Annotated in this window: 28 protein-coding genes; 14 read left to right on the forward strand and 14 right to left on the reverse strand. The window is 39.7% G+C overall.

Annotated features, from left to right (window positions below):
* Positions 1–225 precede the first annotated feature (225 nt).
* From KO531_RS21320 to KO531_RS21335, 4 genes are read left to right on the forward strand one after another with little or no spacing between them, the layout of a single operon-like run.
* The gene (locus KO531_RS21320) at positions 226–591 is read left to right on the forward strand and encodes a TraK family protein (RefSeq protein ID WP_219252186.1); all 366 of its coding nucleotides are present in this window, start codon (positions 226–228) and stop codon (positions 589–591) included.
* 8 nt (positions 592–599) lie between these two features.
* Positions 600–1,322 (forward strand): conjugal transfer protein TraL, encoded by a 723-nt coding sequence (locus KO531_RS21325; protein WP_219252187.1) that lies wholly within the window; start codon positions 600–602, stop codon positions 1,320–1,322.
* Positions 1,319–1,774: a conjugal transfer protein TraM gene (locus KO531_RS21330; RefSeq protein WP_219252188.1), complete on the forward strand. Its 456-nt coding sequence runs from the start codon at positions 1,319–1,321 to the stop codon at positions 1,772–1,774. The genes KO531_RS21325 and KO531_RS21330 overlap by 4 nt, the downstream gene beginning before the upstream one ends.
* Before the next feature lie 11 nt (positions 1,775–1,785).
* Entirely contained in the window at positions 1,786–2,598 is an 813-nt protein-coding gene (locus KO531_RS21335) for a hypothetical protein (protein WP_219252189.1), read from the forward strand.
* Here KO531_RS21335 and KO531_RS21340 read toward each other — a convergent pair.
* The 6 genes from KO531_RS21340 to umuD all read right to left on the reverse strand — a co-directional run bounded on the left by KO531_RS21340 (position 2,595) and on the right by umuD (position 5,891).
* Positions 2,595–2,861: a PapB/FocB family fimbrial expression transcriptional regulator gene (locus tag KO531_RS21340; RefSeq protein WP_012197997.1), complete on the reverse strand. Its 267-nt coding sequence runs from the start codon at positions 2,859–2,861 to the stop codon at positions 2,595–2,597. The genes KO531_RS21335 and KO531_RS21340 overlap by 4 nt on opposite strands.
* Positions 2,862–2,988: 127 nt before the next feature.
* Positions 2,989–3,333 (reverse strand): hypothetical protein, encoded by a 345-nt coding sequence (locus KO531_RS21345; protein WP_219252190.1) that lies wholly within the window; start codon positions 3,331–3,333, stop codon positions 2,989–2,991.
* Between the two features lie 18 nt (positions 3,334–3,351).
* Entirely contained in the window at positions 3,352–3,690 is a 339-nt protein-coding gene (locus KO531_RS21350) for a type II toxin-antitoxin system HicB family antitoxin (RefSeq protein ID WP_219252191.1), read from the reverse strand.
* Positions 3,687–3,932, reverse strand: a complete 246-nt coding sequence (locus KO531_RS21355; RefSeq protein WP_219252192.1) for a type II toxin-antitoxin system HicA family toxin — start codon at positions 3,930–3,932, stop codon at positions 3,687–3,689. Before KO531_RS21355 ends, KO531_RS21350 begins: the two co-directional genes overlap by 4 nt.
* Positions 3,933–4,215: 283 nt before the next feature.
* On the reverse strand, positions 4,216–5,469 hold the full coding sequence (locus KO531_RS21360) for a Y-family DNA polymerase (RefSeq protein ID WP_219252193.1): 1,254 nt from the start codon (positions 5,467–5,469) through the stop codon (positions 4,216–4,218).
* Positions 5,457–5,891, reverse strand: coding sequence for a translesion error-prone DNA polymerase V autoproteolytic subunit (umuD, locus tag KO531_RS21365; RefSeq protein ID WP_219252194.1), 435 nt, complete (start codon positions 5,889–5,891; stop codon positions 5,457–5,459). Before umuD ends, KO531_RS21360 begins: the two co-directional genes overlap by 13 nt.
* A gap of 375 nt (positions 5,892–6,266) precedes the next feature.
* Here umuD and KO531_RS21370 point away from each other — a divergent pair, with 375 nt between their 5' ends.
* A complete protein-coding gene (locus tag KO531_RS21370) occupies positions 6,267–6,518 on the forward strand; it encodes a hypothetical protein (RefSeq protein ID WP_219252195.1) in 252 nt (83 codons plus the stop codon).
* Between the two features lie 150 nt (positions 6,519–6,668).
* On the opposite strand, the gene KO531_RS21375 is transcribed toward KO531_RS21370, so the two are convergent.
* Positions 6,669–7,181: a hypothetical protein gene (locus KO531_RS21375; protein ID WP_219252196.1), complete on the reverse strand. Its 513-nt coding sequence runs from the start codon at positions 7,179–7,181 to the stop codon at positions 6,669–6,671.
* A 36-nt stretch (positions 7,182–7,217) separates the two neighbouring features.
* Positions 7,218–7,850, reverse strand: a complete 633-nt coding sequence (locus KO531_RS21380) for a site-specific integrase (RefSeq protein ID WP_219252197.1) — start codon at positions 7,848–7,850, stop codon at positions 7,218–7,220.
* 474 nt (positions 7,851–8,324) lie between these two features.
* Between KO531_RS21380 and KO531_RS21385 the strand changes: the two genes are divergently transcribed.
* From KO531_RS21385 to KO531_RS21395, 3 genes are read left to right on the forward strand one after another with little or no spacing between them, the layout of a single operon-like run.
* Positions 8,325–9,275 (forward strand): retron St85 family RNA-directed DNA polymerase, encoded by a 951-nt coding sequence (locus KO531_RS21385; protein ID WP_219252198.1) that lies wholly within the window; start codon positions 8,325–8,327, stop codon positions 9,273–9,275.
* Entirely contained in the window at positions 9,268–10,911 is a 1,644-nt protein-coding gene (locus KO531_RS21390) for an AAA family ATPase (RefSeq protein WP_219252199.1), read from the forward strand. The genes KO531_RS21385 and KO531_RS21390 overlap by 8 nt, the downstream gene beginning before the upstream one ends.
* Positions 10,908–11,597 (forward strand): retron system putative HNH endonuclease, encoded by a 690-nt coding sequence (locus KO531_RS21395; protein ID WP_219252200.1) that lies wholly within the window; start codon positions 10,908–10,910, stop codon positions 11,595–11,597. Before KO531_RS21390 ends, KO531_RS21395 begins: the two co-directional genes overlap by 4 nt.
* Positions 11,598–11,967: 370 nt before the next feature.
* On the opposite strand, the gene KO531_RS21400 is transcribed toward KO531_RS21395, so the two are convergent.
* From KO531_RS21400 to KO531_RS21425, 6 genes are all read right to left on the reverse strand, one after another.
* Positions 11,968–12,180, reverse strand: coding sequence for a hypothetical protein (locus KO531_RS21400; protein ID WP_219252201.1), 213 nt, complete (start codon positions 12,178–12,180; stop codon positions 11,968–11,970).
* A 155-nt stretch (positions 12,181–12,335) separates the two neighbouring features.
* Positions 12,336–12,938: a hypothetical protein gene (locus tag KO531_RS21405; RefSeq protein ID WP_219252202.1), complete on the reverse strand. Its 603-nt coding sequence runs from the start codon at positions 12,936–12,938 to the stop codon at positions 12,336–12,338.
* Between the two features lie 270 nt (positions 12,939–13,208).
* Complete coding sequence (locus KO531_RS21410; protein ID WP_219252203.1) at positions 13,209–13,433, reverse strand: hypothetical protein; 225 nt, start codon at positions 13,431–13,433, stop codon at positions 13,209–13,211.
* A gap of 48 nt (positions 13,434–13,481) precedes the next feature.
* Positions 13,482–14,102: a ParA family protein gene (locus KO531_RS21415; protein ID WP_219252204.1), complete on the reverse strand. Its 621-nt coding sequence runs from the start codon at positions 14,100–14,102 to the stop codon at positions 13,482–13,484.
* Between the two features lie 898 nt (positions 14,103–15,000).
* Positions 15,001–15,933, reverse strand: a complete 933-nt coding sequence (locus tag KO531_RS21420) for a hypothetical protein (protein WP_219252205.1) — start codon at positions 15,931–15,933, stop codon at positions 15,001–15,003.
* Between the two features lie 411 nt (positions 15,934–16,344).
* Positions 16,345–16,605, reverse strand: a complete 261-nt coding sequence (locus KO531_RS21425) for a hypothetical protein (protein ID WP_219252206.1) — start codon at positions 16,603–16,605, stop codon at positions 16,345–16,347.
* A gap of 678 nt (positions 16,606–17,283) precedes the next feature.
* Between KO531_RS21425 and KO531_RS21435 the strand changes: the two genes are divergently transcribed.
* The 6 genes from KO531_RS21435 to trbL all read left to right on the forward strand — a co-directional run.
* A complete protein-coding gene (locus tag KO531_RS21435) occupies positions 17,284–17,463 on the forward strand; it encodes a hypothetical protein (protein WP_048908719.1) in 180 nt (59 codons plus the stop codon).
* A 580-nt stretch (positions 17,464–18,043) separates the two neighbouring features.
* A complete protein-coding gene (gene trbB, locus KO531_RS21440) occupies positions 18,044–18,976 on the forward strand; it encodes a P-type conjugative transfer ATPase TrbB (protein WP_012198008.1) in 933 nt (310 codons plus the stop codon).
* An 11-nt stretch (positions 18,977–18,987) separates the two neighbouring features.
* Entirely contained in the window at positions 18,988–19,308 is a 321-nt protein-coding gene (locus tag KO531_RS21445) for a TrbC/VirB2 family protein (RefSeq protein ID WP_012198009.1), read from the forward strand.
* Positions 19,309–19,515: 207 nt separating this feature from the next.
* The gene (locus KO531_RS21455; protein WP_346345254.1) at positions 19,516–22,044 is read left to right on the forward strand and encodes a conjugal transfer protein TrbE; all 2,529 of its coding nucleotides are present in this window, start codon (positions 19,516–19,518) and stop codon (positions 22,042–22,044) included.
* Positions 22,045–22,063: 19 nt separating this feature from the next.
* Positions 22,064–22,822 carry a P-type conjugative transfer protein TrbJ gene (gene trbJ / locus KO531_RS21460; protein ID WP_012198011.1) on the forward strand — a complete coding sequence of 253 codons (759 nt, stop codon included), beginning with the start codon at positions 22,064–22,066 and terminating at the stop codon, positions 22,820–22,822.
* A gap of 9 nt (positions 22,823–22,831) precedes the next feature.
* Positions 22,832–23,804: P-type conjugative transfer protein TrbL (gene trbL, locus KO531_RS21465; protein WP_219252209.1), on the forward strand; the 973-nt coding region annotated here is incomplete at its 3' end.

The following is a 23,804-nucleotide window of genomic DNA, read 5'->3' on the forward strand; positions in this document are numbered from 1 at the left end:
ACATCACCTATCCTGCCCGTCTTAAAGATCATTTTACACCACGGTTAAGGCCAGTTCAAATCGAGTATATGTTGCTGTTTATACTTGATATTGAAAAACTGAGTGATAAACTGGCCTAAAACGCGGTAAAAACACGTATTTCAGTATAAAATGATCGTTATTTCGGACCATAAACCTTGAAATAAGATCGCAATAAACGTGATATTTAGGATAGTGAGATTTTTAATGGCTAAAGGTACGTCAGGAATAGATGAATGGTATTCAAAACGGCCAGAAAAAGAGAAGAACCGGAGGAAAGGTGGCTGGATGTCATTTCTTGCCGTCTTAGATGAAGTTGTTGCCGCCATAAACGCTGGCTACAGCCTCAAGGTGATTCACGAATACCTATCAGACCAAGGTAAGTTAAAATGCAGCTATGACACATTCAGAGGCTATGTGAAAAAGCTGGGAAATCGCTCCTCAACTAATGTACCTGACGTGGGTTCCAAACTGGCATCCAAGCAATCAGCCGCCAAAAAGCAGCCAATAGCCAAAACGGAAATTAAAAGTTTTACTTTCGATCCTAAACCCAATATAGACGACATTTATTAGAGACTAATATGAAAATACATCTAGTATTACAAGGCAAAGGTGGTGTTGGTAAATCCTTAATTGCCTCCTTAATTGCTCAATTTAAACGAAACCAAAGCGAACAGATCACTTGTATTGATACGGACCCAGTGAACTCAACATTTGCAAGCTATAAGTCTTTAAATGTTAAAACGATAAAAATTATTGAAGATGACGAAATTAATACTCGCAGTTTTGACACTCTGATCGAGTTAATTGCAGCAACTGAATGTGATATCATTATTGACAACGGTGCGAGTTCATTTGTACCTCTTTCCAGTTACATCATTCAAAATAATATAGCAGACATAATACAAGAGTTAGGTCATGAATTAATTATTCACACTGTTATCACTGGAGGCCAAGCACAAGCTGATACATTACATGGCTTTGTTTCGCTTGTTAATCAATATCCAGAAAATTGCTCATTTGTCGTCTGGCTTAACCCTTACTGGGGGAATATTGAAGCAGAGGGAAAACAATTTGAAGATATGAGAGCCTACATTGTAAACAAGGATAGAGTTAATGCTGTCATTGCGCTGCCATCGTTGAAGAAAGAAACTTTCGGGCGTGATTTTGAAGACATGCTTCGGGATAAAAAAACATTTGATGAATCAATTAGCGATGAGTCACTGACAATCATGAATCGTCAGCGGTTGAAAATGTTAAAGACAGATTTATTCAAACTTATCACAGTGGCATCAATTATATGAGTACAGAACCAGCCTCTATCGACTCTATCATAGCCGAAATATCTAAGTCACATAATGTGACTATCGGTCGTGACGATCCAATATTAGTACTAAACACGTTAAATGAGATATTATTAAAACGCACAGCTGAAACACAGGAACTTCAATTAAAAAGATTTAATGAAGAGATCCAATTAATGATTTCGCAACTAGATAATGCTTCTAAAGAGAAAGCGGAGAAAATAATATCATCCGCTTTAACTGCAAGTAGACAAACCATCAATTCAGAAATGAATACACAAATTGACATTTTTAATAGCTCCATACGCAGCTCTATCAGCGATATGAAAAATGAAATAATTTCAGCATCAAGCACTGAGAAAGCTGTTATTACTAACATGGCTAAAATCAATTTAGCGGCATCAGTGATCACATTCTTGACAGTGCTAGTTTTATGTATATTTTTTAGATAGGCAGGAAAGTCATGTTAAGCGAATCCGCTCTTGAAGAACTAATGCAGTCGGCATCACCAATATGGCTCATCAGAGCAAGCACTAAAGCATCCAACTCTCCCGTTTATACATTAATGGTTCAATCTTTCGGATATGAGGATGAGTATTCTGAGATAAGAGCTATTAAGATTGCTTTGTGTCAAAAAGACGTGATTTGTAAACATGAAGATGGAACGGTTTACTTTAAAAACAGAACCATTGTCGATAAACCTGAATTCGTTTACCTCTATAACACTTTTCAGGTTGTTGTGAACAAAAGGCAGAAACTCATAAAGTTTGGACCATCAGGAAACATTCTCATATCAAGTGAAGAACTGAGAGGGTTAGGAATAGGCTCTTATTGCATGTCTAAATTAGTTGAATTTTTACAACTAAAATACCCTGACTACCACATTTTATCAGGCTCACTATCTCACGTAGATGCCCGAACCCTCGCAGAGCAGGCACGGCGAGATAACTTCTATAAAAATAGAGGCTTTGAAGTTCTGGTAAACGACAAAGGTATAGGTAAGTTTAGTGCCAGTAGTCCTATGCAACTATCAACAAAATTCAACTCAGAAAAGATTTTCGAAATGAACCAATTGCATTTACTAAATAAAATCAATGAATTAAATGATGAAAAAGATTCGCAAGCTAAGATAATTGTTCTGCAGCGAGAAGAACTGGATAGAGAGAAAGTTAACTATCAAAAATTAACTAATATAAACAAGTATTACCATAACTTTACGTTACTTATTGTATTCTTAATTGCGTCTTCAATCGTCTATTACTTCCCCTATCACTAGCCGCTACACTTACTTTTTGACTCGTTGGTAGCATCCAGCAACTGATTATGAATAGTCCATTTAGCATTCATACTATTTAATGCAAGAACAAACTTTGACTGCTTAATACCGCATGAAGTATAGGCCATTTTTTTATTCCATCCTTGAACAAGGTGTAACCTCAACGCATCAATGCGATCTTCGCTCGTTATTTTTGTCAGTTTAAGTAAACAGATAAGCTCTGCTTCTGATACTTTACCTTGAATTAATGGTGTAACACTCATATAAGCCTCACTTAGTTACCCCCTTTAGAAGGGGTATTTTTTACTCTAAATTTGCTATTTTCCTATTTTACTTAATTTTTTACTCCTGTTAACAGGGGTAAAAATTTTTACAATAGCTAGAAATTCCTCACACATCATCATCAACCCATTCGATGATGCTGTATTTTTGAAACTCAGGATGCACTTTAAGCTGTTCGTGAACATCTGCGGGAATATGAAAATTTAACTCACCCGCTTCAATCAAATACTTCAAACACGCTAAGCCTTCATGCTCTAGTCCAGACTCATCAATTACGCGTTGCACTTGGTTTGCTTGGCATCGATACCGCGCCCCCGCGACAACAACATTCACAGCACCAGAAGGCAGAAAATTCATTGTCACTGGATAGTGATGGCCACCAAACAAATTCACAAATGAAAAATTTGCGCGATTAGGTTGGCGAGTACAACTAACAACATTGTTGGTTAACATGATAGCTTCCCTCGACGCTTATGAACCTACACTTTTTTGAACAGCACGCTTTATAAAATCGTTTGTACTCATTGATGCCTGAAATGCTGCGATAGAAGCCGCTAAATGCAAGTCATGGCCTAATCTGACATTAAGCGATCCCTTGCAAGGCTTCTCTGGTTGAATGTCCTGTTGAGCGCAGTCAGCAAGATAAGCGTCAATCGCTTCTTGAAATGCTTGCTCTAACCCTTTTGCGGTTTCAGCTTCATAGTTGATCAAAGGTGAAATGAATAACACCTGCCCAAACAGAATATTATCCTGTGGGCTGATCTCTACCGAACCGTGATATCCCTTATAGTTCATTGTATTTTGCATCATAGCTTCCCCCATTCGGTTAATTTATCTCTAACTTGACGCAATGCGTAAGCCTTTAGTTCATTGCTAGGGTGAGGTTTATGCATGTTAATTAACTCTTTCGGAACACCATTATCAAACTTGACTCGCGAACCATCACCCTCTACTTGCTTATAACCTAATGCTTTTAAGGCACCAGTTAATTCATTCCAAGTCAGCGTTTTGGCCGATTTGAGTTTTGTTATAAATTTATCCGTTTTAGTCATAACCCCTCCCAACAAGATAGGATTATTATATCAAACCACCCAACACATGCAACTAAATACAGTTGCAAAATGCATTTTATTTTCAATCAAATCTTACTTAGCGTTTGCTTTGTCTTGAGAGGTTGGATTGGCAAGCCGCTACAATTAGCGCTTGTTGCTTTTTAACTTCTAAGTTCCTAGACATTTGATTTTTCCAATTATTCTCAAAAAATTGTAACCTATAACAGACGTTTTAGGTTTGTATACGTGGAGTAAGGTCTGGATAAAGCACCATAAAATCCTATTACGCTTTAATCATCGGAATATCGGACCAACGGGTGGTGTACTGCGGCGATAAAAACTGACGGCGCATAGTCCAATGCTGATCACTCCCCTGTGCAGCAATATACAACACATCACGGCCATAGCGATTATTCAGACTATCAAAGATTTTCATTAAGTTAGGATCGCTCTTTGGCGCATTAAATAAGTCATATTGCACTGACGTTTTAGGGCAAAGATCAATCAGGCCTACACCAATTCGGTAATAGCGCACACCAGGGCGATAAAGGTTTGATAGCTCGCTGCTAACCGCAGCGCACAGTTCACGACTGTCATCAGTGGCACAAGTAAACTGAACAAGCCTTTTAAAATACACAGGCTGTGGATCATGTGGCGAGTTGGCGGCAAACACGACCATTGCTTTACACAATGAGCCTTGTTCTCGAACCTTCGCACCGGCAATTGCGGCATGCTTTGCTAACGCTTGGTGTAAATGTTCCCGGGTACATATTCGTTCGCCTAGGCTGCGGGTGGAAAATATTTGCTGCTTATCTGCTTTGGTGACATCCCACGTTTTACAGATCTGCCCATTGAGTTCTCGTACTGTTCGCTCTACATCTATGGAAAAATGTTGTCGTGCCACTTTCGGCGCCAGTTGTGCCAAATCATACGCAGTATGCACACCCAGTAATCCCAGTTTGACCGTTAGTTTGTGGCCAATCCCCCAAACTTCATCAACTGGCATCGATTTTAAAATCTCAATACGCTGCGCATCATTATCAATAACGCAAACACCTTTATATTGAGCCAATTGTTTCGCGGCATGATTAGCCAACTTCGCCAAGGTTAATGTCTCACCAACCCCCACACACACCGGCAAACGGCATTCACGCCAAACTGTTCGGCGCAGCTGAGCACAATGTGCCGTTAAGTCAGCAATTGCAGCACAGCCTTTAAACGACACAAAAGACTCATCGATGGAGTACACGTATTGCTCGGGTGCGAATCGCCCTATCACTTGCATCATTTTTGCAGACAGATCTGCGTACAATTCATAATTAGATGAAAACACCTGCACATTATGTTGTCTGCACAAATGTTGCTGTTCAAAGTAAGGGACAAATTTTTTCACACCAACAGACTTAGCCGCACGATTGATTGCCACACAACAACCGTCGTTGTTGCTGAGTGCAATCGCGGGAAGTCCGCGCAAGTCGGGCCTAAAGACCATTTCACAGCTTACATAAAACGAGTTGGCATCAATTAATCCGAACATGGTTGACTCAGATATCTTTCTAGCAGATTTGAATGCTCATGAAGTCGGATTGATTTGATGATTACCCCTTCAACCGAGAAGGTATCTGCATCATCGATAGCAACGGACGTCATGTTTTGCTGTTGATCGATAGAAACCAGTAAGCGGCGTCTTTCATCGAGGAGCTTTACGGTAAATTCACCGTTATAACTCGCCACGACGATAGACATGTTGCTACGTTGAGCGGCGCGGTCTATCACTAAAATGTCACCATGATAAATGCCTACGCCCTCCATCGAACGGCCCGCAGCGCGGCCAAACCACGTAGAACTAGGATGCTCAACCAGCAGTTGATCAAGACTAAGGGGTAATTCTACGTAATCAGCTGCTGGGCTTGGAAACCCCGAAATTCCCGCACTCGCATTGCATGTAATGAGTTTCATAGCATCAAACCACTGTATAAATAATCAGTAATAATAGCAGTAAAAAATAAAAATCTAAAATTTCGATCCTGCTGCCGGTTCCTGACTTTTTTCGGTGGGTAATCACCGCGCTCTTTGCGGTGTTATCCACAAAAAATCAGGGTTCGGTGGCGAGTGGCATTTCTCTTAAAATGGTAATGAGTGATGGAAAACTGGTAAACAATTGCAGAAATAGCCGCTTTTGTTTCATAAGTCTGGTAAATATTCGCAGATTATTGACCACTTGTTGCAAATGACTTGGTAATATCATGACAACTGTCTAGAACCACGGTGAACAGCTCCTAGACAGCCAGCCCTCGAAAGAGGGCGCTTACTCTTCTTTATTAAGGAACTTTTGTGAGACATATTTATATTGTCGCTATATTAGCTGCATTGGCTATCACAGCAATGATCATGTACCCGCAATACGTTGATATGTATAATATTCAACAGTTATGTAAACGAGTATCAACTCAAAATTCACCAGATAGCGCATCAACTAGCAATGAACATTTTTGGAACAAACAATTTTCTACTCAAATAGAGCAAAGAGAAGAAAATGCGTATTTAAGATGTGTGATTAAACTGACTCATAATGGCATTCAATAGAACAATTATTCACAAGCATTGATAACAAGTAGATATCGTTCTTCATTTAGAATCTGCAGATAAGTTTGCTTGGCGTATACTCCTCACGAATAATAGTGTTGAGCAATCTATACGCATGTATGCAAGAGAGCAAAAAACGAAGACTTTTAGCTACCGCAGAATAGCCAATCCATGCTTATACATAAAATCCGTTTGTGGAACGATTTTAATTCTTTGCAAGCCTGAAACGACTTTTCCACGGTGTATTCTGACATTATCGTAACTAATTAAAGCTGGAGCACCATTATATTCCGATCTTTCTACCGTCCTCACAGTATCTAAAACAAACATGATCCGCTTTTCACTATCCAAACGCGGTGTAATATCGAAGAGAACGCCATCCAGATCTGACCATACACAATGAAACTGAGCTTCAATAAAATCATTCCCCACATCCTGGCTAATGATCCAACCATAAATAGGCTTTCCACCACTATATTCACATTGAACCCATACATTAAAATGACAATTACCTGGCTCTGAGGTAAATCCATTAGGGATTTTATACTTCAACCATACCGCATTATTTTCAGGCAATGCCAATTCCAGTAATAGTCTTCGCACCGCTGAATTTACTTTTTTGGGTGAATTCGATTTTATTCTCGTGTAATCACCTTCATGCATTATCATTCTAATACTCTCCACTACCTCTAATACGTATTAAGCCCACGCATTCATCACTAAGCTATGGCGTTCTTCACTCAGTACCTGCAAATAAATTTCTGTGGTTTTACTGTCGCTGTGTCCCATCAGTTGGCTGATCACATGTAATGGTACCGGAGGATTTGCCGTGACCAGCGCCACCCCAAAACCATGACGCAAGCCCTTCCCTGTCGCTTGCGCACCGACAATTCCCGCCCTATCCATCACCCGTTTGACCAAACGATAGGCCGTTGGCCGACTCATTGACCACAATTGCGCATCGATACCGAAATCACGGCGTAGCTGTGAGCGTAAGCCAAATACCAAATCCAAGTGTTCAATTAAGGAGGGTGGAACTGGCACGCTGCGGTACTGCGCTTGCTTAAGGCGGCCTTGCTGATCAGTCTTGTGTTTCTTTAGGCTTTGAATGACGATGTTGCTGTCGTTGATCATCACGCGCCTTGGCGTGATGGCCAATGCCTCAGACGGGCGGCAACCGGTGTAATGCAGCACATGGCAAAACATCCGCTCACTGGGCGACTCTAACGCACTGGCATCGAGGAAGCGCCGCCGTTCTTCACTGGTTAAATACAGTCTTTCACCATCAGGACTAAACAGGCGCATTTCAGGGGCAATTTCTGGGTTTTGCATGTACTTGAATCAGTTCTCTAGAGATTTGATTCATTCTAGGGCAAAAAAAGCCCCGTTGGAAGGAAGAAACGGGGCGAAATGGGTCTGTTTTAAGGCTCGCGTGAATCAGTCTACCCTAGTCTGTTTCACGCGCCGAACACTGTCATTTTTCATGAGCTTCTGGCTAACCAATGTTGCCCCAAAACGTGTTAGTTCCGATTGAAATTTGAGACATTTGCGTTTATTGATTCAGCACTGTTGGACTGTTATGATACCAATACTCTTTAGCGTTTTAGAGCTAATTTTTTTGGCTTAGTCGGGCGATACGCCAGACTGTAATTTATTGAACGACATTATGAATGCGAAGGTCTCGCATTTCATATTTCGTTCCTCAATAAGAAATGCGAGACCTTCGCTTTCTTTAGTAAAGAGTATATAGCCTGAGAGTATATTTACTCTTGGGCTTTTTTGTTAGATATTTATGGAGTGAGTGATATGCTGATATGTCAATCATTATGTACTGAACTGAATTTAAATCAGACTCAGCTTATTGATTTTGCAATAGAAGCTCCAAAGATGTATAAGGTTTACGCTATTCCTAAAAGAACCTCCGGTAAACGCATAATTGCACACCCTGCCAAAAGAGTTAAGATCGCCCAGCGCGCCTTATTAACGCAAATGGAAACCATTTTCCCTATCCATCGCTGTGCGTTTGCCTATCAACAAGGTCTTAGTATTAAACTCAACGCACAGCAGCATTGTGATAATCAGTTTTTATTAAAAATGGATTTTCAAAACTTTTTTAACAGTATTACTGCACCATTGTTCGTCAGTATGCTAGACAAGCTTAGTATTAACATTTCATCTCAAGACCTGTTTTTAATTGAACACCTAGCTTTTTGGTGTCCAAGCAAAGAAACTGGAGGTAAACGAATTTTAAGTATTGGCGCCCCGATCTCCCCGTTTATTTCAAACTGGATAATGTATGGATTTGATAAAACTATATTTGATTTGTGCCGGAAAGAAAACATTGTTTATACGCGTTATGCTGATGACTTGACCTTCTCAACTAATAAGAAAAATATTTTGCATAGAATGCCTAAAAAAATTAAAAGTATTTTACGCGATGAGTTAGGTGGTAATATTGTAATTAATGATATAAAAACGATACTTACATCTAAAAAGCATAATCGGCATGTCACAGGAATTACAATAACAAACCATGGTGATTTATCAGTTGGCAGGGATCGAAAGCGCTATATATCATTATTAATACACAAATTTTCACTTGGATTACTAAGTGAGGAAGATATAGCGTCTTTATGTGGGTTGTTCAGTTTTGCGAATCATATAGAGCCTGATTTTAAAGATAGAATGGTAAAAAAATATACGGCCCAAGTTATACAAAAATTATTTTCCTACGATAGAGTATATAAACATGAATAATAAATCTGATGACTCGTTCATTATTCCAAGTCGACTTACGAAAGATCTGATAGAAAGAGCAGATAACGGTGATTACTTAGCATCAATGGAAATGGCAAACAAATATGAGAAAGGCATACATGTTAAGGAAGATACCGTAAAAGCTAAACATTACCTTGATCAGGTTATGGAATCGGTTGAAAACTTTAAACTGGTAATGAAAAAATTAAATTTATCTCAATTTCGTCAATTTGAAAAACTAAGTGTCGAATTTGAACCACAAGTAACAGTTTTAGTTGGTGATAACGGCTCAGGTAAGTCGACGATTATCGATGCTATCGCTAAAACTTTAAAATATTTATCTGCCACTATTGAAAAGGAAAACTCCCCCCGCTCTTCAATAGATGACAGAGATATAAATGTTGATGAGTCAGCTGACGTTGCTACTATCATTAATTTATTAGCAGTTGAAGATGGTCAGTATTTTGAACACACACTATCGAAAGGGAAACGGTCAAAAGGTGAAACTAATCACACTCCTATTACGATTCTTGGTGATATTTATCGCAAATTTGATAGTGTAAATAATCAATCCAACTTACCTGTTATTGCCTATTATGCCATTGATCGAGCAAATGAAATAACAGCTGATATATCTAAAATGGCAGAAAAAAGAGCAGACAAACTTAGTTGGACAAAATTAGACGGTTATGCTGATTCACTTAAAAACCCACAAAATTTCACCAATTTTTTGGCATGGTTTATACTTTGTGACAAAACAGCAAAACAGGCAGAAGTACCAAAGGCACGCATAAAGCAATTACATGATGAACTGAAAGATATAAATGAACATATTCTTAAGGCTGATGGTGATCTGTTGGTTTATCTTGATAACGAACGCCAAAAAAAGCAGAAAGAAATCATTGATTTGGAATCATTAATCACTAATAGTGAAGCTGGCCTCAGTTTAAAAATGACCACTCAAGTCATCAGTGCTATTTGTACATTTATTCCCGAAATAAGCTCCATCTCAATTGTACATGGTAATGGTGGTGTTGATATGAAACTTGAAAAATCAGGTGTAATTATCAGCGTATTGCAGTTATCTCAAGGTGAAAAATCATTACTAGCACTGGTAGGTGATCTAGCAAAACGTATGATCATGTTAAATCCATCTAGAGAGAATCCATTTGATGGTAATGGTATTGTATTAATTGACGAAATAGACTTGCATCTACACCCTCGCTGGCAGCAACTAGTAGTAGGTAAGTTGATAACAACGTTTAAAAATATTCAGTTTATTTTAACTACACACAGCCCACAGGTTTTATCTACGGTACATAAATACAATATTCGAGTTCTAGGTCTGAATATTTATGATGATGCCGTTGCGGCTATTCCTCTTGCTGAAAGTTATGGTCATCCTAATTCCGATGTTATGCATGCCATTATGGGGGTCGCTGCAACCCCTCGAGTGGCTGAGTCAGGTATTCTTGATACATATCGAACGTTGGTAGAGCAAGGCGATTTGAAATCCATAGAGATCACTAATCAGATCTATAAATTACAGTCACAACTAAGTGCTGTATTAGGTGACCAGCACCCTGATATGATTAAATTGGCAATGGTTAAACGCCGCAGAGAGGTATTGGGTTGAAGTATATAATTAAAAGTGCCAACGCAGCGTTGGATCACTTGAACAAAACACCTCCACAGGACACTTTAGAAGCAAGGACTCGTTGGCAGAGGATAAAAAGCAAAACTAAAAATGAAACTAGAAAAAAATGCTGTGCTGAGCAATTTGGATTATGTGGTTATAGTGAGGTAGCCTTACTTAAAGCGAACTTTACTAATTTCACTGATTTAGGAGCACATTTGGAGCATGTTGAACCTAAAAGTAAAGTGCCGCAGCGGACCTTTGACCATAAGAATTTAATCCTTTGTGCAATTGATACTAATGATCAGAAAAATATAACGAAAGGAGACATATTTGGTGGTCATTATAAAGATGATTGGCATGAACCCAATGATTTTATAAACCCTTTCATGGTGGATTGTAGCAGCTATTTTCACTTCGAAAATGATGGTCGCATAAAGCCCTCGATACATCGTTCAGTCTTTGAGCAATGTAAAGCTCAAATAACCATTGATAGATTGAACCTCAATTCACCAACTTTGGTAGTATGGAGAAAGAACTGGTATGAAGAAATAAGCGACGATATTGATAAACACCTCGACCCTTATGACCAAGTGGGCTTAGCAAAGCTGAAGGATATGACACTAATGCAAAACAATGGCTTACTCCCCCCTTTTTACTCTATGCTTAAACAATTATTTAATTGATAAATTTATTTCTAACTCATTTTTAAATAAACGTAACGTTCTTAAATAATGCAAAATTTAAATTTTTATCAAAAACTTGTTTCCAAAAATGAGCAAGTGAATCAGTCTGGTGTAGAGTGTTTCAATTGCTCATTTTTGGACAGGAATTTGATGGATTGCAGATCTAACACGGGCGGATCAGATTGGAAAGTATCTTAAATTATTCAAAAATCCAATTTTCTCCAACCTCTTGAACCTATGAGTTAAGTGTAAGAAGGGGCTTAACTAGAAATTTCCGCCAAATCTAACTTAATTAATTGTTATTATTAAACATTGACTAACTTTACATTTTTGGCGCGTTGGGCAAATTTAACCAGTATTTTGCTTTATTTTATTTTTTTAAATAATTAATGTAATCGATGTAAAGTGAGCCTACTGCCGATAACCCCATAATGATTAGTGAAACTATTGCAACAATGGCAGTAAATCTAATCCAGAATAATTCGCGTCTTTTAAACTCTCCTTCTGCACGATTTCTTTGAGAGGAATCTGTTTGAGACATACCGTATAACTTTGATAGTTCATCGGCTGAATATTTACGCATTTTATTAATAACGACACCTCAATTTACTATACTGCTAACGCCTGTCTAAGGGTTGGTAACACTGCAGTGGCTAACTGAATTTAGTCACTGCTTTAGAAAAATGGTACAAAGTGATTCACTGGCACCATTTTGGGGCTAAACAGCTTGTATGTATGCTATGACCCATATTCAGCTCTCATTTCATCTTGATGACCTCTAAGAAGACTGACACACAAGCAGTATTTATCCAGCTTTTCTTTCAAAATATCCATTTGATCGTGGAGCTTCCTAAGGTTTATATGCTGAATACCATCAAGATTTTTGTTTCCATTTTTGTCTTTTGGGTATCTGAATGCAAACGACTCAGGATCAACCTTCACAAATTCTGTAATGATCATTTTAATGGTCTGAACATCTTCTCGAGTGATATAGTTTTTTATAGATTTATCATGATCTTTAATAATTCTAACCATCAGAGAATTAACGGTGTTCCACAAATCACCAATTTTGTGGCTCTCAGGGAAACTAGCCTCTTCTTCGAGATATATCCTTGACTCTCGAATAATATGCTTAAGTTGCAGTTCAATATACTGACGATAAAGAAATGATATAGGAAAAACCAAAATATCCTGGTTGGTTCCCGACTGAACTACATCATGGACGAGTTTATCAGCAGCCTCCCTATAACCTTCGATATAAAGTCCCATAGAATCGTGTGACCAATTTAAACATGCATTCGCCTTCCAATCCCTATCGCCTGAAAATAATGAATTACTCATTCGTCCCCCTTATGCATAGTTGTTTAATGACTCGTTGCTGCATCCACAATGGCTTAGTAGTTAGCCATTTCATGAGCAAGCCAGCAGGCAACTCTGGAATGTCTATTAGACGAGTTTTACCTATTTCGTTATACTGTGTTTGTAACATAAATTAACCTTTTTAGTTTATGTTTCAAGGTTGATGTTTGATGTCAGATATCAAACATCAACCGTTAAAACCCTTTGCATAAAGGGAGTCGGAACAACAATTAGCATGATATCATGCTTTCATTAATTCATTTTTTGGCGGTACATTTCATATCCTGCCAGTAGCATTTCAGTCATGCTAATCCCCTGCTCCGCAGCATACGCTTTCATTTCTTTATGTTGTTTCACAGGTACTTTAATTTGAATCGGCTTTGTATCATTATCTGGAAGTGCACTTTTCCCAGTAACATCTAACGTAGGTTCACTTATATGTGGTGGAGCAAGTTTAATATTTTTGGGAGCTTTCATTGGGAACCTCAGTCTAAATCAAAAAATTACAATCATGTTTTCATGAAATCATTTATTAATGATTTCATGAACTTCTTCTATCATTCCTTTTGCCGTATTATTTAATGATTTAAATGATGTTTCGTGTAATGCACGGCCAACATCTAAAGCGCTCCCATATCCAGTTTTAAATGGAATGACCGTGTCTAATACACGAAATCCCCAAGCTCTGATGGTTTCTTGGGCTTTGATACCTTCAGCATCAGATGACGATTTGGCAACTGAAAATACTATTTTATCTTTTTCAATACCTTTCTTTACAAGTTCTCTAGCCAATTCCAATGACGGTTCTAGATCATCAACTGTCGTCCCTGTTGAAATCAAAACTAAATCGGACTCCATGGCTACATCTAATGATGTAGTTTCAGCAGCTGGTCGGCCATCAATAATTAATAGATGATACTGATCTTTAATTTTCACTGCAGTTTCTACTCTTCGATATAAACCACAATCGATAGTAGGTAAACCCGCATCTTCTCGACGTTTACACCATTTCAATGATGTTTGCTGTTTTTCATCTATATCCGCAAGATGCGTTTTCCATCCGGCTTCACTAAAACCAACAGCGAGAGTCCTTGCGGTTGTACTTTTAGAACCACCACCTTTTTGACCAATGCAAGATATAATCATGATATCACCTTTTCATTATTTCATTATTTCATGCTTTCGATAATATGATAATGCCATAACAGCCAACACAATGAAAGCATTAAATCATGATTTCATGCTTTGTAGTTTTAAAAACGGCCTATTTACCTAAATTAATCTAACGCGCCAAAAGGGGGAGTGTCAGGGTTGGAACTGGCGTGACGGAAATTTCGGCGGTTCCGGCTTACAACCCAAAAATCCTAGCAAAGCTACAATTAACGCAAATTTTCCCATTATCTTTTAATCAATTTATCTTTATATTTTAGATAGTTAATACCATTACCTAGTATCATCACATGCACAATACAATGGTTAAACCATTTTATTCATCTTTGGCTTTATCTATGGTGTTAAATCAGCTTTTAAAACAGGTTTTTGATTTGATTTTTATCTAATGCTAAAACCTATTCGAATCTTGGCATTACGCTTGCAAAATCCCTTCTGCTAGACGCTTTTTTCTTTAGCAACTGACTTGCAGCACGTTTGAAGTTTAACGGTCGGAGACAAAATCAACTTACAGCGCTGCTTTTAATCTCTTGTAGAAGCGACTGATTTATCAGTCATCATTTTTAAGTCTTTTGCTATAGATCTTTTTATCTTTCATTTTCTAAAGCTAAAAATCAAAAGAAAAATCAAAAGAGGTGAGACTAAAGATCACAACTAACTTTGCAGTTTTTTTTTGTACTTTAAGTTTATTAAAAAGAAAGTATGGCTATACATAAAATATGATCAATCCAATCCAATTTGGCTAAGTAATATTAAGAATTGATGAAGATACCCCTAATTTATTAGTAATATGAGGGGCTTATTGGACATTGGGACATGAGAAGCATCAGTAAGGTACTGATTGATAGTCGAAGAATTAGAAAGGCTTAGAATGTCAATTGGGAGGTAAGTAGTAAGCTTCGCGCTCATAGTGAGATCTAATGAGTGCCAACAATTCTTGTGATGGTTTCACCACTGGCATATTTTGACGAAGCGAACCATCTTGACGATAACGCGAGCTCGCATAGCGGGGTTTTTGCTTATATGATTTCCCCACCAGTTTCAGATCAACATTATGCTTCGCAGCTGCTGTTCTTACGGATAATCTATCGGCCCCTAACATGGCCATCAGCTTTGATGATAAATATTTATGGCTTGCTTCAGCATGAAAAGAGGCGACGTGGCCATCCTCATAAATGCTCACCGTATGGCTTTCAATGTGGCCGCATTGAACTAATCGATTAACGTAAAAGTACCATGTTGATTCTGGTATGTAGACACCGTGACGCATAGCCACTTCTTTACGTAGTTCATCATGAGTAACGTTCTTGCCGCCATGTCTAGTAGCAACGACAATATGACCGTTGTTGACATTACAGTTAACAACAAATGCAGAGAGCATATAGCCTAAAATCACTTTAGAACGTGCCTGAGTTTTTCCTCTGCACAATCCATCCCCGCGATCTAAAAAATCGTCGCGGTGAGGCAATAGTTTAGATTGGGTTAATAACGTTTGCACAAAATCAGGTAGTCGCTTAGCTTTAAATCCAGCATAAGATGCTACTTTTGCTTTAAAGCCAACAGCTACACCTTTTTTCTTGACGATGTTAGCAAGGCTCTTAATTTCGGCATTGATCTTGTCACGCTCAGCTTTTCTAGCAACTTTTAACCTAATCGCTTCTTCATCGACAGAGTAAGCATTGCCATCTGGCAGTTCTGCCATATGAACATGAGGTATATCAGCATAACTCGATAAAGGAGGATGTTCTTGATAATCATCACTGCTGAATGATGAATAGAGAAGATCTGATTGACTAGAGTTTTGCATCAGACACAATCCCACAGCTATCGCTCAGCATAGATCGTAAGATCTGGCGGCGTAGTGGGTATCTGTATCTGAGTATTTGGATCTGGTGCTGCAAAGGGCAGCCAATGAAAAATTTAGGCATTTGTTTGATTCCACATGTTTTAGGTTGTTTGGGTGACGAATCCAAACATTGAAGATCACTTTAAACGAAACGATCGCAAAGATCAATGATCTTAATTCACTGAATTTTAGGCACAAAAAAGCCGGCCCATGTGGTAAGCCGGCTGTTCTGTCGAATGCTTAACGCTAAGAGGTCAGTCTCAGCACACTCTAATTCTCTTGGTAAATGTACACCACATAACTAAGTACGTGGTGATAGCAAGCTATGTGCTGCACTCTCACTTCAAGAACTGTCTTCAGTTTATCTAACTCTTACTTATTTTTCAAATCTTTTAAGTCAAAAAATTCTCTTAGAGTTACGTTATGCAATGAAGGAATTGCATTAACACATTCACCAACAAACTCTAAGGACGGAATAGCCCTGTTAGCGTTCAGTCGATTCCTAAAAGCCTGCAACTGTTCCTTGTTTGGTTCATTTCCATCATTTAGCAATTTATAAAGATCTCTTGGCTTTTTAGCGTCTTTGATCTGATCTAATGCGGCTTTTGAATACATCTTCTGGTTTGAGTCCATTTCTACTCTTTGCAAACACCTATGTTTATGTCAACATGCAATCATATTTGATTGCACCCTGTTTTAGAGGTCATTCCTTTGATAGCTAATTTTAGTGCAGAACAAGGGGAACATGAAAATAAAACAATCAAAAAAACCAGCAACAACAGTTAGTTAACATTTAAATAATGCTATGTTGAAGTGTTACAGCACTCCAACATAGCTAACCATATCAGCCTAAGCAAGAGGATGTATGGCTATGCCACATACTAAAGATCTAATTACATATTTCAAGCAAACTCCACCCAGTAATGTTCTAGATATATTAGAAAAACTATTTCCTGAACTATCTTTAAAAGAAACTGAGGCTTTATATTGGCTTTCTTTCGGTATGCATACCACTGATGTATCTACATTAATGAAAGCTAATAGCAACACAGTTAAAACATACATAACTCGTTGTAAAATAAAGCTTAATAGCGAATCATCAACAGATTTGAGACTAGTTTTTCATAGCCGTTTTAACAGTTTTACGCTTGCCTCCGCTTTCAACTATAACTTCCCACTCATATCCTAGATAGCTCTAGCCTACACATATTCACCTTGTAACCTTACAGGGTGACATACTTTTACATTCTTTTTGCACAAAATACACCTGAAGCACAATCCATTTAATTAAATCAATAAAGGCGTCCTGACATGCCCAAAAACAAAACAGTCAAAGCCTCAGAAGGCTTTCCATCTGTAAAAGTTTCGGTGCAATTGTCCGGTGAAAATAACCGGAAAATTCAAACATTACGAATTTCACGGGGCGGTAAAGAGACAAAGGCAGAGCTTACAGAAATACTTCTAAACGAATATTTAAACACACTCCCTTAAAGTCAGTAGGTTTCAGTGGGCTGACTACCCCTAATCCTATTTCAAAAACTCATATACGCACGGCGTAGGAATTTTTGCACCCCAAATTTAGTCAACGCTCTTTAACAATTTGAACCATGAACGACTAATCCCGAAGCGGACAAGGTCACTCCCGGCTGCCAGTGGTGGGAGAACACAAAACCACTGAAATAGACTTGTACGCCTCTGGTGGCGACCGAGCGCAGGAACGCCCAGATAAGCGTTAACACTCCGGAGAAACCGGTGGTCTGCGAGGGATTTAATCCCGACTTGTGAGCATGACCCACAAATGCGTACAACCCCGCCCGATCATCAAGTTTTTATGGCGGCATGGTGATGATTATTTCACTCCACCCCCTGTTTAAGGGGGTAGGGTGTTCTAGTAAATAAACTAATCAATATTGGCTCTATTACAACAGTATTTATTAACTTATTAACTTATTAACTTACTAAGGAGAGGGCATGCCTTATCTCTATTTTATCCTCACGATACAGTTCATTTCCGCGTTTATTACCCTCGTCATCTATATGACACCAAAAACAACATCGAGCATCAATCATTATGGACAGCAAACTCAGTAGTATTAAATCACACATGGGGCAAAGCATTCTCGACAAACTAAACGACCCTAATGTTATTGAAATTATGCTTAATCCCGATGGCCAACTCTGGGTTGAAGAATTCGGGGAACCCATGACGGTATTTGGTGCCATGTCACCAGGACAAGCTAGCCTCTTTATGAAAGCCATTGCGGGATATCACAATGTTGTAATTAGTAATGAGAAACCGATTTTAGAATGCGAACTGCCAATTGATGGTTCTCGATTTGAAGGGCTTTTCCCTCCGGTGACTGCAAATCCCGCGTTTACCATCCGTAAAAAAGCGGTAAAAGTATTCACTCTGCAAAACTATCTCGACAATAAAACCCTCTCTCAAGTGCAGTTCGAAGCCATTAATACCGCAATTGCAACGCACCAAAATATATTAATTGTCGGCGGAACGGGCAGTGGTAAAACCACGCTGGCCAATGCGCTCATTGATTCAATGGTTCTCCACAATAAAGATGAACGCATCGTTATCATGGAAGACACGAACGAACTGCAATGTAACGCACGTAATTCCGTCATCCTGCGCAGTAACGAGCACACCAGTATAAATCGCTTACTCAGAGCAACCCTGCGTCTACGCCCCGACCGCATTCTGGTGGGTGAAGTGCGCGGAGGGGAAGCACTCGAACTGCTAAAGGGGTGGAATACAGGGCACCCAGGAGGGATAGCCACAGTTCATGCCGATAGCGCGATTAAAGGGTTGGAAAGGTTGGAAGATTTGATCGCTGAGGCAGTGCCTACCGTGAACAAATCGATGATAGCCAACACTATCAACGTAATTGTTTTTATTTGTAAACACCCGACAGGCCGAAAAATTGAGGAGGTGATTCAGGTCACAGGGCATGACTCAGTATCAAACACATATCAATCTATACAACTCGCCTAGGAATAATATCCATGCAAAAGGTTCCCTTTGCTTTTTTCACCATATTCACTCTGATGATGATCTTCATCCCAGACCTCGCCCACGCATCCAGTAGTACCGGCATGCCATGGGAAAATCCGTTATTAAAAGTGGTTAACTCCATTACAGGGCCGCTAGCATTCGGGATATCCGTTGTTGCCGTTTGCTGCGCGACTTGGCCGCTCGCATTTGGGGGTGAACTTACTACGTTTGCTAAAACCGCACTTTATATTGCACTCGCTATCTCATTCTCAGTATTTGCAGTCAATATTTTATCTTCCCTGTTTGGTATTTCATCGACGCTCGTTAAATGAGGTAAATCATCATGGGGTCAAAACTTCATACCGTACCCATCTTTAGATTTAATCGCAGTAATTTAGTGCTGGGCGGTGAGCAGAAATTAGTTTATGGACTCGGAATTATTGTGTTGATCCTCTCAGTAACTTTGCAGAATTTACTGACATTCATTATCGGGGTTTTGTTGTGGATTTGTATCATGCCACTGCTCCGAATAATGGGCAGTGCAGATCCTGAAATGTCGCGCACATTTTATCGATATACAAAATACCAAAACTATTACCCCCCGCATGCACAGAAAGATTATTCAAGGAGAAACAAATAAAATGTTTCGAACAGCCTCTTATCGGACATCAATTAAAGGGATGCCCGACTTATTAAATTATGGAATTTTATGTGACGATGGCGTGGTAGCAAACAAAGACGGCTCATTAATGGCGGGATTTGTTTTTCGTGGAGTAGATATTTCAAGTTCTACATTTGGTGATCGAAACTCACTCGCCGATAGCATTTCAGATTTATTGGTGTCCTTCGGTACGGGTTGGATGCTCCATGTTGAGGCTGTTCGACAAAAAACAGCGGAATACTTAAATAAAGAAAATTCGCATTTTAGCCATCCTATGTTTGCTGCCATTGACGAAGAACGTCATGACTATTTCTCTCGGGTCGCTGAACGATATGAAAGTTCATATTTCATGTTTGTTACCTACATGCCCCCGTCAAAAGCCCAGGCGCAAATCAGAGATTGGATGTTTGAGGATTCGCTAGATAAAAAATCGCTGTTCTCAAAACATCTCGACGACTTCCAACGTAAACTCCGCGACATTAGCAGCCGGCTTCAATCCTATATCAGCATTCGCCGGCTGTTGGCTTATAAAGCCCGTAATGATGAGGGGGAAACCCATTATTACTGTGAGCTATTACAAAAAATCAATCTAATGGTCACGGGTAATGACCGCCCAGTGAGATTGCCATTTTGTCCCGTGGGTATTGACTCGCTGATTGGCGCTCATGAATTTTGGACGGGAATGAGCCCTAAACTGAATGATCAATACATCGCGACCATCGGTATCGATAACTTCCCCGATGAAAGCTCTCCCAATATTTTAAATCATCTTGATAAGCTCGGTTTTGCTTACCGTTGGTCATCACGGTTTGCATTTTTTGACTTATTTGATGCTGAAAAAGCACTTGAAAAAGAACGTAAAACATGGAAATCCAGAGTCATCAGTTTTAAAGACGTTCTTGCAAAAACGCCAAACCCTAAAATCAATGAAGATGCTGCAAAAATGGTATGGCAGTATGAACAAGCGCTCAACCTCGCTCGGGGAGGAAAATTAAAGTATGGCCATTACACCCCCGCGATTATTGTGATGAATGAAAGCAGGGAATACCTAGCCGAGTGTTGCGAGAAAATTGTCAAAACCATTGATCAATTAGGGTTCGGGTGCCGAGTAGAAACAGTAAACAGTGTCGAAACGTTTTTAGGCAGTCTCCCCTCAGACAGTCTACACAATGTTCGTCGGCCATTGGTGAACACCGTCAACCTTGGCCACATGCTACCGCTGTCTTCAATATGGTCCGGCAGATTAACAAACCCATGTCCATTTTATCCCCCTAATTCGCCAGCGGTGATGCAATGTAGCGCAGAAGGTGCGGCCCCTTTTCGATTAAATCTACATATCGATGACTTAGGCCATTTCCTTGTATTTGGTCCTACGGGCGCAGGTAAATCAACACTACTTGCGACTTTGGTCGCCCAAACAAACCGTTATGCCAATCGTAAGCAATTCGTGTTTGATAAAGGGCGAGCCGCATACCCCATTAGTCAATGTGGAGGCACTCACTACGATATCTGTGTTGACGAAAATGTGACCTTTGCGCCACTGTCACATTTGCGAACGGACTTTGCGTGGTGTTGCAACTACATCGAAAAATTGCTCGAACTGCAAAATGTTTTCATTTCAGCAAAACAGCGCAACGGCATAGAGAACGGCCTGCGAGAGTTAACAGCGTCCAATATTAAAGATATTAACATTAGCGATTTTCTACACATTGCTAACGACACTCAAATAACTGACGCGCTTAATTTTTATACCAGTGACAGTGCAGGGAATTTACTTAATTCACGAAAAGATTCATTTAAAAGTTCAACTTTAAATGTGTTTGAAATTGGCGAATTAATGAAGCGGGGAACAAAAGAAATGATCCCCGTACTACTCTACATCTTCCGCCAAATAGAACGAAGCCTAGATGGTTCACCAGGATTTATCTTTCTCGATGAAGCGTGGGTAGCATTTGGCGACCCCGTGTTTAAACCAATGCTCGTCGAATGGCTAAAGACCATGCGAACGGCTAACTGTGTCGTTGGATTATTTACACAATCTCTTACTGATGCGATTAAATCCGGCATTCTCGATGTACTCATCGAAGCGTGTCCGACTAAAATTTTCCTCGCCAATCCCTCAGCTGACGCCGATGTGATTAAACCAACGTATAAAAGCTTTGGTTTAAATGACCGTCAAATCGACATCATTAAACGTGCAGTTCGTAAGAAACACTATTACATCACGTCACCCGAAGGGAATCGTTTATTTGATCTCGCGCTGGGTGAGCTCACCCTTGCATTCGTGGGTTCAAGTAGTAAACAACATATCGCCAGGATTAAAACGCTCGTAGGGCAACATCAAGAACAATGGTACTCACACTGGTTAGTTGACCGCGGTGTGCTCAATCCAGAGGACATTAGTTAACAACATAAGGATACATACGATGAAAGTAAAAAATAAGGCGGTCATTACCGCCCTTTTTATCAGTTCAATTGGCATGCTACCCAATTCAAATGCATGGCCAGTCGTCTGTGTTAACTGCGGCACAGAATGGACGCAAATCGCAAATCAAATCCAATTAGTACAGCAATATTCAGAGCAAATCCGCCAAACCATCAATCAAGTCAAAATGATTGATGATCAAATAAAGAACTCTAAACGCTTAGTCGATGGGAATTGGGGAAATGCGTTTGAGCAAATCAATAAGCTAAACGAGCTGGCGAGACAGGGGCAGTCTATCGCTTATTCTGCCTCAGATTTAACCAGTGAAATGAATAAACGCTATAAGGGCTATGAACACTGGCAAAAAGAGATCAGCACACAAGATTTTGATGAGCACTATAAACAACTCAGCACGTCTATGGGCGATTCTGCAGGGTCAGCATTGAGAGTGGCCAATGGTATTTATCAACAGCGTGAAGAAGATGATCGCATTCTGCGCCAAATTCAAAACCGTTCGACTAACGCAAACGGTCGATTAGAAGCAATTCAAGCCGGTAACGAATTATCAGGGCAGGTTATTCGGCAGTTGCAAAAAATGGAATCATTGCTCAGTGCGCAAATTCAGCTAACCAGTACTTTTGTGCAAGCTGAAAATGAAAAAGAGCAGCTTCAAAAAGCCCAAATGAGTCAGTTTATGCAGGGCGAAGCCATCCCTCTTAACAATCGAAAAATTGAGACTTATCAACTCAAAAAATTCTAAGGAGTCACTATGCGGCTTTTTTGGTTGATATTGCTCTTACTCTTCATCGTCCCTAATGCCTACGCCGCCGGTGTCCCAGAATCTGGGGCTATCGACATACTGCTAGAAACCTTTGGAAATGCCGCCGCAAAATGGGCGCCGATATTACGCGAAACCGCCATAAGAATATTTTGGATATTAGTCACGATATCTTGGACGTGGACTTTTATCTGGATGATGTTCAAAGATTCGAACTATCCAGAAATTATCGCGGAGTTAACACGGCGAGTTGTTCTGATTGGAATTTTTAGTTGGTTCCTATTTGATGGCGTGTGGATAGCATCTTCGATTGTAGAAGGCTTCCAATATCTGGCATTAAAGCTAGGAGGTACGCCAATAAAACCAAGCTCCATTTTTGATATTGGTTATTCATTAGCATCCAGTATTCTCAAAAAATTAACCTATACAGATTGGGCGGACAACATTGGATTTATTCTTGCGGGACTCGGGATCTTAATCATCTTTGCGTTCATCACGCTCGAAATGATGTTAGTCACGATTCAATATTACATCATGCTTAATTTGGGGGTGATTTTGATGGGGTTCCTCGGACACGAATGGAGCCGTGAATACGGAATTAATTATTTCAGATTAATGTTGTCCATTGGCGTTAAATTTATGTGTATGCAGATGATCATCGTCTTATCAATGGAAATTTTAAACAGTTGGCTCCAAACCAGTGACCTAACGTGGACCCAAATATTGCTGATTTTACCCTGTATTATCGTTATTTGGGGGCTGGTACGGGAGGTTCCAGCTATGGCCCAGAGTCTGGTGAGCGGTTCTGACACTACATCAGGTAATGCCATGGCTGGTGCAATGCAAGCGGCCGCAACGACCGCAGCACTCACGGCCGGAGCCATTGCCCTTGCCTCTGGCGGAGGGGGGCTGCTCAAGAATGCATGGTCACAGGCTGGCGGAGACGGAGGGGACAGCGGAGGTG

It is taken from the genome of Shewanella sp. NKUCC06_TVS, assembly GCF_019345515.1.
GTDB lineage: Bacteria > Pseudomonadota > Gammaproteobacteria > Enterobacterales > Shewanellaceae > Shewanella > Shewanella oncorhynchi.

Excerpts from the sequence above, each read along its gene's own strand:
- KO531_RS21360 (WP_219252193.1), bottom strand. The coding sequence starts at position 5,469 with ATGTTCGGATTAATTGATGCCAACTCGTTTTATGTAAGCTGTGAAATG.
- KO531_RS21345 (WP_219252190.1), bottom strand. The coding sequence starts at position 3,333 with ATGTTAACCAACAATGTTGTTAGTTGTACTCGCCAACCTAATCGCGCA.
- KO531_RS21320 (WP_219252186.1), top strand. The coding sequence starts at position 226 with ATGGCTAAAGGTACGTCAGGAATAGATGAATGGTATTCAAAACGGCCA.
- KO531_RS21375 (WP_219252196.1), bottom strand. The coding sequence starts at position 7,181 with ATGCATGAAGGTGATTACACGAGAATAAAATCGAATTCACCCAAAAAA.
- KO531_RS21445 (WP_012198009.1), top strand. The coding sequence starts at position 18,988 with ATGCAAAAGGTTCCCTTTGCTTTTTTCACCATATTCACTCTGATGATG.
- KO531_RS21425 (WP_219252206.1), bottom strand. The coding sequence starts at position 16,605 with ATGGACTCAAACCAGAAGATGTATTCAAAAGCCGCATTAGATCAGATC.
- KO531_RS21340 (WP_012197997.1), bottom strand. The coding sequence starts at position 2,861 with ATGAGTGTTACACCATTAATTCAAGGTAAAGTATCAGAAGCAGAGCTT.
- KO531_RS21385 (WP_219252198.1), top strand. The coding sequence starts at position 8,325 with ATGCTGATATGTCAATCATTATGTACTGAACTGAATTTAAATCAGACT.
- KO531_RS21350 (WP_219252191.1), bottom strand. The coding sequence starts at position 3,690 with ATGATGCAAAATACAATGAACTATAAGGGATATCACGGTTCGGTAGAG.
- KO531_RS21335 (WP_219252189.1), top strand. The coding sequence starts at position 1,786 with ATGTTAAGCGAATCCGCTCTTGAAGAACTAATGCAGTCGGCATCACCA.
- KO531_RS21415 (WP_219252204.1), bottom strand. The coding sequence starts at position 14,102 with ATGATTATATCTTGCATTGGTCAAAAAGGTGGTGGTTCTAAAAGTACA.
- umuD (WP_219252194.1), bottom strand. The coding sequence starts at position 5,891 with ATGAAACTCATTACATGCAATGCGAGTGCGGGAATTTCGGGGTTTCCA.
- trbJ (WP_012198011.1), top strand. The coding sequence starts at position 22,064 with ATGAAAGTAAAAAATAAGGCGGTCATTACCGCCCTTTTTATCAGTTCA.
- KO531_RS21380 (WP_219252197.1), bottom strand. The coding sequence starts at position 7,850 with ATGCAAAACCCAGAAATTGCCCCTGAAATGCGCCTGTTTAGTCCTGAT.
- KO531_RS21330 (WP_219252188.1), top strand. The coding sequence starts at position 1,319 with ATGAGTACAGAACCAGCCTCTATCGACTCTATCATAGCCGAAATATCT.
- KO531_RS21405 (WP_219252202.1), bottom strand. The coding sequence starts at position 12,938 with ATGAGTAATTCATTATTTTCAGGCGATAGGGATTGGAAGGCGAATGCA.
- KO531_RS21420 (WP_219252205.1), bottom strand. The coding sequence starts at position 15,933 with ATGCAAAACTCTAGTCAATCAGATCTTCTCTATTCATCATTCAGCAGT.
- KO531_RS21435 (WP_048908719.1), top strand. The coding sequence starts at position 17,284 with ATGCCCAAAAACAAAACAGTCAAAGCCTCAGAAGGCTTTCCATCTGTA.
- KO531_RS21355 (WP_219252192.1), bottom strand. The coding sequence starts at position 3,932 with ATGACTAAAACGGATAAATTTATAACAAAACTCAAATCGGCCAAAACG.
- KO531_RS21400 (WP_219252201.1), bottom strand. The coding sequence starts at position 12,180 with ATGCGTAAATATTCAGCCGATGAACTATCAAAGTTATACGGTATGTCT.
- trbB (WP_012198008.1), top strand. The coding sequence starts at position 18,044 with ATGGACAGCAAACTCAGTAGTATTAAATCACACATGGGGCAAAGCATT.
- KO531_RS21410 (WP_219252203.1), bottom strand. The coding sequence starts at position 13,433 with ATGAAAGCTCCCAAAAATATTAAACTTGCTCCACCACATATAAGTGAA.
- KO531_RS21325 (WP_219252187.1), top strand. The coding sequence starts at position 600 with ATGAAAATACATCTAGTATTACAAGGCAAAGGTGGTGTTGGTAAATCC.
- KO531_RS21390 (WP_219252199.1), top strand. The coding sequence starts at position 9,268 with ATGAATAATAAATCTGATGACTCGTTCATTATTCCAAGTCGACTTACG.